This window comes from Pseudomonas sp. P4_C8, assembly GCF_056401975.1.
In genome coordinates this window covers 203,327-211,991 of record NZ_JBFUIH010000002.1, presented here as the reverse complement: position 1 = coordinate 211,991, position 8,665 = coordinate 203,327, and the positions used below count along the sequence as shown (strand labels likewise).

6 protein-coding genes are annotated in these 8,665 nt (G+C 59.6%); 1 reads left to right on the top strand and 5 read right to left on the bottom strand.

Annotated elements, in window-relative coordinates:
- Window positions 1-246 precede the first annotated feature (246 nt).
- From AC1DWM_RS02215 to exaC, 5 genes are all read right to left on the bottom strand, one after another.
- Window positions 247-708, bottom strand: a complete 462-nt coding sequence (locus tag AC1DWM_RS02215; RefSeq protein ID WP_223521926.1) for a GNAT family N-acetyltransferase — start codon at window positions 706-708, stop codon at window positions 247-249.
- 110 nt (window positions 709-818) lie between these two features.
- Window positions 819-1,643, bottom strand: a complete 825-nt coding sequence (eutC, locus tag AC1DWM_RS02210; protein ID WP_477794534.1) for an ethanolamine ammonia-lyase subunit EutC — start codon at window positions 1,641-1,643, stop codon at window positions 819-821.
- 8 nt (window positions 1,644-1,651) lie between these two features.
- Complete coding sequence (locus AC1DWM_RS02205; protein ID WP_223521930.1) at window positions 1,652-3,046, bottom strand: ethanolamine ammonia-lyase subunit EutB; 1,395 nt, start codon at window positions 3,044-3,046, stop codon at window positions 1,652-1,654.
- A 116-nt stretch (window positions 3,047-3,162) separates the two neighbouring features.
- Window positions 3,163-4,533, bottom strand: a complete 1,371-nt coding sequence (gene eat / locus AC1DWM_RS02200; RefSeq protein WP_223521932.1) for an ethanolamine permease — start codon at window positions 4,531-4,533, stop codon at window positions 3,163-3,165.
- A 239-nt stretch (window positions 4,534-4,772) separates the two neighbouring features.
- Complete coding sequence (gene exaC, locus AC1DWM_RS02195; protein ID WP_223521934.1) at window positions 4,773-6,293, bottom strand: acetaldehyde dehydrogenase ExaC; 1,521 nt, start codon at window positions 6,291-6,293, stop codon at window positions 4,773-4,775.
- A gap of 436 nt (window positions 6,294-6,729) precedes the next feature.
- Here exaC and AC1DWM_RS02190 point away from each other — a divergent pair, with 436 nt between their 5' ends.
- The gene (locus AC1DWM_RS02190) at window positions 6,730-8,643 is read left to right on the top strand and encodes a sigma-54-dependent Fis family transcriptional regulator (protein WP_223521936.1); all 1,914 of its coding nucleotides are present in this window, start codon (window positions 6,730-6,732) and stop codon (window positions 8,641-8,643) included.
- Window positions 8,644-8,665: the final 22 nt, after the last annotated feature.

Sequence of the window (8,665 nt, the reverse complement as noted above, 5' to 3'; positions counted from 1 at the left end):
ATTTGAGGCGTTCTTCATAAAGCACCTGGCCCAGAGCGTCTTCGCCTGCGACCTGAAAGACCTGCTTGGCAAGATCGACCGCCACTGTCGTACAGGCCGACACATCGGTTGAAGACAGGGACTGTTTAAGCGTCGTATTCTTTTTCATGGACTCGCCCTCGCTGCCGTTGGCTTCTTAGACTGCCACCGTGGCGCATTGACGCCTCGGCGTGGGCGAGTCCATCCAATTACAAAAGGCGGTGTGAGTCAGAGACTGTCGCTGATCGGCAGCACGTAGTTCTTGAACTCGGTGTCTTCCTTGAACCCGATGGATTCGTAGGTTTTGCGCGCGACTTCGTTGTCGCTGCTGGTGGAAACACGCATGCGCACGGCATTGGTTTCCTTGGCCATTTTCTTGGCGGTGCGGATCAGATTGTCGGCCACCAATTGGCGGCGGGCGTCTTCGGCGACATAGATGTCGTTGAGGATCCACACGCGTTTAAGCGAAAGAGAGGAAAAGCTCGGGTACAACTGGCAGAAGCCCATCAGTTTGTTGTTGTCGTCGTCGGACACGGCGAGATAAATCACCGATTCCTTGCGGCGCAGGCGTTTTTCGAGGAACGCACGCGACGAGTCCGGGTAGGGCAGGGATCCATAAAACTCACGATATTTCACGAACAGTGGCGTCAGAAGGTCCAGGTGTTCGAGGGTCGCTTGAATAATCCGCATGGTAGGTCTCGACTTCAAGTGGCTGTCTTACGTGACGGCGATGGGAAACCCGTGGCGGCCGTTCGTCGATCCTGCCTGAAACCGGCGCAGAAACGCAATGCGGGAACGGTTCACGTATCTGTCTGATCCAACAGGAAGTTGCGTTTCATGTCCGCTCCTGCGTCTGAATCCAGTGTCTGAAGCTGGGCTTCGTCCTTGAGATTGACCCCTGACAACTGTCTGCGACAGGCCTCGCGCATTAAATAAAGCAAACGATGTGCCGCCATGCCGTAACTCAGGCCTTCGAGCCGGACATTGGAGATGCAATTGCGAAAAGCGTCTGTCAGGCCGATCTTTGGATTGTAAGTGAAATATAAGCCCAGACTGTCCGGGGAGCTGAGTCCAGGACGTTCGCCGATCAGGATCACCGTCATTTTTGCCCCTATCAGCTCGCCAATCTCGTCGGCCACCGCGACGCGACCCTGCTCGACCAGTATCACCGGCGACACGGACCAGCCTTCGGCCAGCACCTGTTCTTCCAGGCGCGTGAGAAATGGCAGGGTGTGGCGATGAACGGCCAGTGCCGACAGCCCATCGGCCACCACAATCACCAGATCGACGCCGTCGGGATTGGCTGAGGCATAAGTGCGCAGCCTCTGCGCCGACTCATCGCTCAATTTTCGCCCCAAATCAGGGCGCTGCAAGTAGCTGTTTCTGTCCGTGGCGGCGCTGTGCAGCAACACACTGTCGCGCCCGATCTCGGCCAGTTGCGAGCTGAGCCCTGCCGAGTCGAACGGCAGATGCACCGCATCCCGCGCCTGAGCGTGGGCGTACTGGAAATCCAGTTGGGCGCTGGTCGGCATGCTGGTGCCCGTGCGCCCCAGGGCAATTCGTGCTGGTGTCAGACGCCGCAATTCCAGCAATGGATTCTGTGGATCTACGGGTGGTTTTTCCATGAAAGCACTCATCCCAATTGCGCCATCGCCTGGCGGAAGGCCGGGGGCAGGCTGTCGCCGAAGTGAATTTTGCCGTCTGCCTGGGTAAATATGCCCATTTTTGTCAGCCACTGTTCGAATTCAGGTGCGGGTTTCAGGCCCAGGGTCTGACGGGCGTAGAGGGCATCGTGGAACGAGGTGGTCTGGTAGTTGAGCATGATGTCGTCAGAACCGGGGATGCCCATGATGAAGTTGATTCCGGCCACGCCCAGCAGGGTCAACAGGGTGTCCATATCGTCCTGGTCGGCTTCGGCGTGGTTGGTGTAACAGATGTCGCAGCCCATCGGCACGCCCAGCAATTTGCCGCAGAAGTGGTCTTCGAGGCCGGCGCGAATGATCTGTTTGCCGTTGTAGAGGTACTCCGGGCCGATGAAGCCGACAACCGTGTTCACCAGGAACGGCTTGAAATGTCGCGCCACGGCGTAGGCGCGGGTTTCACAGGTCTGTTGATCGATACCGTGGTGGGCGTTGGCCGACAGTGCGCTGCCCTGACCGGTTTCGAAATACATCAGGTTCTGACCCAACGTGCCGCGATTGAGGCTCAAACCGGCGTCATAACCTTCCTTTAAGACATTCAGGTTGATGCCGAAACTGGCATTGGCCGCTTCGGTGCCGGCAATCGACTGGAACACCAGATCCAGCGGAACCCCGCGATTGATCGCCTCGATCGACGTGGTGACGTGGGTCAGCACGCAGGCCTGGGTCGGGATTTCATAGCGCTGGATGATCGCGTCAAGCATTTCCAGCATCGCGCAGATCGACGCGATGCTGTCGGTAGCCGGGTTGATGCCGATCATCGCGTCGCCGTTTCCGTACAGCAGGCCGTCGAGGATGCTCGCCGCGATGCCGGCCGGCTCGTCGGTGGGGTGATTGGGTTGCAGGCGGGTGGATAGCCGGCCACGCAATCCCATGGTGCCGCGAAACCGGGTGACCACGCGGATTTTTTGCGCCACCAGCACCAGGTCCTGGACGCGCATGATCTTCGACACGGCGGCCGCCATTTCCGGTGTCAGGCCGGGGGCGAGCGCGCGCAGGGTCTGTTCATCGGCGGCATCGCTGAGCAGCCAGTCGCGAAACCCGCCAACGGTGAGATGGCTGACCACGGCGAAGGCGTGTTTGTCGTGAGTATCGATGATCAGTCGGGTGACCTCATCGGCCTCATAAGGAATCAGTACTTCCTGCAGGAAGTGAGTCAGCGGGATGTCAGCCAGGGCCATCTGCGCGGCCACACGCTCGCCATCATTAAGCGCAGCGACACCTGCCAGGAAATCACCGGAACGCGCTGGACTGGCCTTGGCCATGACGTCCTTGAGGCTCTCGAAGCGATAGGTCTGAGCGCCGACAGAGTGGGCAAATGTGGCCATGGGATGGTGTCCTCCTGAACCTCTGAATAACTCAAATTCATTACTAACCCCCTTGTGGGAGCAGCATGCACTTCAATATGGCAGGCGCCGGGTGATTGGCCCGGCGCCGGTGCAACTCAAATGCCTTCGAGCATCGCGTCTGCCGGCGCATCGGCACGTTGTTTGGCGGTCAACTGGAAGTACAGGTAACCGGCCGCCATAAAGCCGAGGAACACACAGCCGATCAGCGTGTTGAACCAGGCCATTGCTACCAGGCACACCACCGCCAGAAACAGCGCRATCCCCGGGACAATCGGATAGCCCGGTGCGCGGAAGGTGCGCTCCAGGTTCGGTTCGGTTTTACGCAGTTTGAACAGGCTCAGCATACTGATGATGTACATCACGATGGCACCGAATACCGACATGGTGATCATCGCCGCCGTCAGCGTCATGCCTTGCAGGTTGACCAGGCCATCGCTGTATATCGCCGCGATGCCGATCACACCACCGGCCAGAATGGCGCGGTGCGGGGTCTGGAAGCGCGAGAGTTTGGCCAGACCGCTGGGCAGGTAACCGGCACGCGCCAGGGCGAAGAACTGTCGCGAGTAGCCGAGGATGATCCCGTGAAAGCTCGCCACCAGGCCAAACAGACCAATCCAGACCAGCATGTGCATCCAGGTCGAATTGTTGCCGACCACGGCTTTCATCGCCTGGGGCAGCGGGTCGTTGATGTTCGACAGTTGACGCCAGTCACCGACGCCGCCGGCCATCACCATCACGCCGATGGCCAGGAACACCAGGGTCAGAATGCCGCTGACGTAAGCCTTGGGAATCGTGCGTTTCGGGTCCTTGGCTTCTTCAGCTGCCATCGCCGCCCCCTCAATCGCGAGGAAAAACCAGATCGCGAAGGGAATGGCGGCAAAAATTCCGGGAATGGAAGCGATGGTGAACTCATTGGAACCCGACCAGCCATTGAGTACGAAGTTACTGAAGCTAAAGCCCGGCGCAACCACGCCCATGAACACCAGCAACTCGGCGACCGCCAGCACGGTGACCACCAGTTCAAAGGTGGCGGCGATGCTGACGCCAAGGATGTTCAGGCCCATGAACACGAAATACGCGCCAACGGCGGCGATCTTGGGGTCAAGTTCCGGGTATTGCACGTTGAGGTAAGCGCCAATAGCCATCGCAATGGCCGGGGGCGCAAACACGAATTCGATCAGGGTGGCGATACCGGCGATCAATCCGCCTTTCTCACCAAACGCCCGCCGGCTGTAGGCGAATGGCCCTCCCGCGTGGGGAATCGCGGTCGTCAGTTCGGTGAAGCTGAAGATGAAGCAGGTGTACATCGTCGCCACCATCAGGGCGGTGACGAGAAAGCCCAATGTGCCTGCGGTACCCCAGCCGTAACTCCAGCCGAAGTACTCGCCAGAAATCACCAGGCCGACGGCAATACCCCATAGATGCAGGGTGCCGAGTGTGGGTTTGAGCTGTGTAGAAGAAGTCATAAGTCCTCGCTGTCTTTTTATTGTTTGATCTTTTGGACTTGCGGTACGACGTTTTAGCTGTGAAGCGGGCACGCAAAGCCCGTGCCAGAGCGGCCAGGGCGATGTTTTGGGTGCCTTCGATGACGCCATCGCGAGCAGGCTCGCTCCCACAGGGGGAACGCGGTGCAAATGTGGGAGCGAGCCTGCTCGCGATAGCTATAGAAAGGGCGATGCAGAACTCCCTGCACCGCCCCCGGTTTTTAGAAGAAGCCCAGCGGATTGATGTCGTAGCTCACCAGCAGGTTTTTGGTTTGCTGATAGTGATCGAGCATCATTTTGTGGGTTTCACGGCCGACGCCGGACTTTTTGTAGCCACCGAACGCGGCGTGCGCCGGGTACAGGTGGTAGCAGTTGGTCCACACACGACCGGCCTTGATGGCGCGGCCCATGCGATAGGCGCGGTTGATGTCGCGGGTCCAGAGGCCGGCGCCCAGGCCGAACTCGGTGTCGTTGGCGATGGCCAGGGCTTCGGCTTCGTCCTTGAAGGTGGTGATGCTCACCACCGGGCCAAAGATTTCTTCCTGGAACACGCGCATTTTGTTGGTGCCCTTGAGCAGGGTCGGCTGGATGTAATACCCGGTCGCCAGGCTGCCCTCGAGTTTTTCTACCTTGCCGCCGGTCAGCAGCTCGGCGCCTTCGCCCTTGGCGATTTCCAGGTACGAAAGAATTTTGTCGAATTGCTGTTCGGACGCCTGGGCGCCGACCATGGTGTCGGTGTCCAGCGGGTCGCCACGTTTGATCGACAGGACTTTTTTCATCACCTCTTTCATGAAGTCGTCGTAGATCGACTCTTGCACCAGCGCGCGAGACGGGCAGGTGCAGACTTCGCCTTGGTTGAAGAATGCGAGCACCAGGCCTTCAGCGGCTTTTTCGATGAAGGACGGTTCGGCCTTCATGATGTCTTCGAAGAAGATGTTCGGCGATTTGCCACCCAGCTCCACGGTGGACGGAATGATGTTTTCGGCGGCGCATTTCATGATGTGCGAGCCGACCGGGGTCGAGCCGGTGAAGGCGATTTTGGCGATGCGTTTGCTAGTGGCCAGCGCTTCGCCGGCTTCTTTGCCGAAGCCTTGCACGATGTTCAGCACGCCGGGTGGCAGCAGGTCGCCGATCAGCTCCATCAGTACCGTAATGCCCAGCGGGGTTTGCTCGGCAGGCTTGAGGACCACGCAGTTACCGGCGGCCAGGGCCGGGGCGAGTTTCCAGGCGGCCATCAGGATCGGGAAGTTCCACGGGATGATCTGCCCGACCACGCCCAGTGGCTCGTGGATGTGATAGGCGACGGTGTTGCCGTCGATCTCGGCAGCGCTGCCTTCCTGTGCGCGGATGCAACCGGCAAAGTAGCGGAAATGGTCAGCAGCCAGCGGGATGTCGGCGTTGAGGGTTTCGCGAACGGCTTTGCCGTTGTCCCAGGATTCGGTGATTGCCAGCAGTTCCAGGTTTTGCTCGATGCGGTCGGCGATTTTCAGCAGCACCAGCGAACGCGCCTGGGCGGACGTAGCGCCCCAGGCATCGGCAGCGGCGTGGGCAGCGTCCAGGGCCTTGTCGATGTCTTCGGCGGTGGAGCGCGGGAATTCGGCAATCGGTTGGCCATTCACTGGCGAGGTATTGGTGAAGTACTGACCTTTGACAGGCGCGACGAACTCGCCGCCGATGTAGTTACCGTATTTGCTCTTGAACGAAACGATAGCGCCTTCAGTACCGGGGTGAGCGTAACGCATGATGTTGTCTCCTTGGCTTTTGTATTTATAAGAAGAGGCGCATGTGCGCTTGTTATAAGCGTAGAGCAAAGGTCGGGCCACTGCCTTGCAAGTCAGGCAAATCAAGGCCTTGCGTGGTTTTTGTCGGACCGGCGGGTGTGGTCTGTGACGCTTTCGATACAGTCCCCGTGACACTTTGTACCGCTTGTGGCACAGCGCGTGACTGGCGAGTCTTGCGAGCATTGCAATGTGCGTCGGGCTGGAGGATGCTCGGAGCCCATATGACTAAGTCATAGCGATTCATGCACCTTTGATGGCTGCTGCATAACCCTGTAGGAGCTGAGCTTGCTCGCGATGACGCCTTTACAACCAACATCAACGTTGAATGTCAGGACGCCATCGCGAGCAAGCTCTGCTCCTACAAGGGGTGTAAGCCGCTCGGGGAGAATAATAAGAAATGCACGACAACCATTTGAGTCGCCATGCCCAGCAAGTCCTGACCGTGACTCAGGGCAAATCGCACCTGCACGGCCCTGGCAGCGATCCGTCCATCGCCCGATCCTGGCTGCGTTGTCTTGAGGACTATCACCTCGACCCGGCCCTGACGATGGCGCCCACCGTGTTGGAACATGGCCGCGTGCTGGAAAGCCGCGAGCGTTTGCAGCAGGTGCTGCACATCGCCGGCAATGAAATGTCCAGCCTCCACCAACAGCTCTCCGGCGCTGGTCACGCGGTGCTGCTGACGGATGCCCGTGGTGTGATCCTCAATTGCGTCACCGCTCCCGCCGAACGGAAGATTTTCGAACGCGCCGGCCTTTGGCTTGGTGCCGACTGGAGCGAAGCCTGCGAAGGCACCAACGGCATCGGCACCTGCCTGGTGGAGCGTCAGTCGCTGACCATTCATCAGGACGAACACTTTCGCGGACGCCACACCGGCCTGACCTGCTCGGCGAGCCCGGTGTTCGACCCACACGGCGAACTGCTGGCGGTGCTCGACGTGTCCTCGGCGCGCCACGATGTATCGCGCCAGAGCCAGTTCCACACCATGGCCCTGGTCAATCTGTCGGCGAAGATGATTGAGAGCTGTTATTTCCTGCGCTACTTCGACAATCAATGGTTGCTGCGTTTTCACTTGCAGGCCGAGTCCGTCGGGTTGTTCAGCGAGGGGCTGCTGGCATTCGACGGGGAAGGGCGGATTTGCGCGGTCAATCAAAGCGCACTGAACCTGCTCGGGCACATTCGCGGTGGCTTGTTGGGTAAACCGGTGGAAGCGTTTTTCGATTGTTCGCTGGATGAGTTGCTTGGCCGTGCCAGTGTGAATGCCAATGCCAGTTGGCCCCTGCGCACCCGCGACGGCCGTAGTCTGTTTGCCGTGTTGCGTGGGCAGCCGCGCAGCATTCCAGTACCCGTTGTGCAAAGCCCGACGATTGCCGAACGTCCACGGCTGTCGGGCATCTGCATCGGTGATACCGCGTTGCAGGAGGATTTTCGCAAGTCGCTGCGGGTATTCGAGCGCGATGTCCCGCTGCTGATCAACGGCGAAACCGGTTCCGGCAAAGAGGCGTTCGCCAAAGCCGTGCACCAGGCCAGTCAACGGGCGGAAAAAGCCTTCGTCGCCCTTAACTGTGCGGCCATTCCTGAAAGCCTGATCGAGAGCGAATTGTTCGGCTATCGCGGCGGCAGCTTCACCGGCGCGCGCAAGGAAGGCATGCGAGGCAAGTTGCAGCAGGCCGATGGCGGGACCCTGTTTCTCGACGAAATCGGCGACATGCCGCTGGCCTTGCAGACCCGGCTTTTAAGGGTGTTGGAAGACCGGCAGGTGGTGCCGATTGGCGGGGAGCCGGAAGCGGTCAACGTGCGAATCATCAGCGCTACTCACCGTAATCTGCTGGATCGGGTGCAGGACGGCAGCTTCCGTGAGGATTTGTATTACCGGCTCAATGGGCTGGAAGTGGCGTTGCCGGCGTTGCGCGAGCGTAGTGATAAATCCCAGCTACTCGATTTCTTGTTGGCGGAAGAGGCGGGCGGGGAAACCGTCGTGATCGACGGGCCGGCGCGGGAAGCTTTGTTGGGTTTTGCCTGGCCGGGCAACGTGCGGCAATTGCGCAATGTGCTGCGCACCTTGGCGGCATTGTGTGACGGCGGGCGGATCGGGCTGGAGGATTTGCCAGCGATGATTCGTCAGGCGCGGCCGGCGGTTGCATGGGCGGTGGAAGAGCCGTCCGAACATCCGTTGGACGATGCCGAGCGGCTGGCGTTGTTGAATGCGCTGGAGCACACGCGTTGGCATATGACCCATACCGCTGAGCGCTTGGGTGTCAGCCGTAACACGCTATACAGAAAGCTGCGTAAACACGGTATTGCCCGCTAAATTGCGTCGCGCCCCATCGCGG

Bases quoted from the DNA above. Each gene is read 5' to 3' on its own strand.
- AC1DWM_RS02205 (WP_223521930.1), bottom strand. From the start codon at position 3,046: ATGGCCACATTTGCCCACTCTGTCGGCGCTCAGACCTATCGCTTCGAG.
- AC1DWM_RS02190 (WP_223521936.1), top strand. From the start codon at position 6,730: ATGCACGACAACCATTTGAGTCGCCATGCCCAGCAAGTCCTGACCGTG.
- AC1DWM_RS02215 (WP_223521926.1), bottom strand. From the start codon at position 708: ATGCGGATTATTCAAGCGACCCTCGAACACCTGGACCTTCTGACGCCA.
- exaC (WP_223521934.1), bottom strand. From the start codon at position 6,293: ATGCGTTACGCTCACCCCGGTACTGAAGGCGCTATCGTTTCGTTCAAG.
- eutC (WP_477794534.1), bottom strand. From the start codon at position 1,643: ATGGAAAAACCACCCGTAGATCCACAGAATCCATTGCTGGAATTGCGG.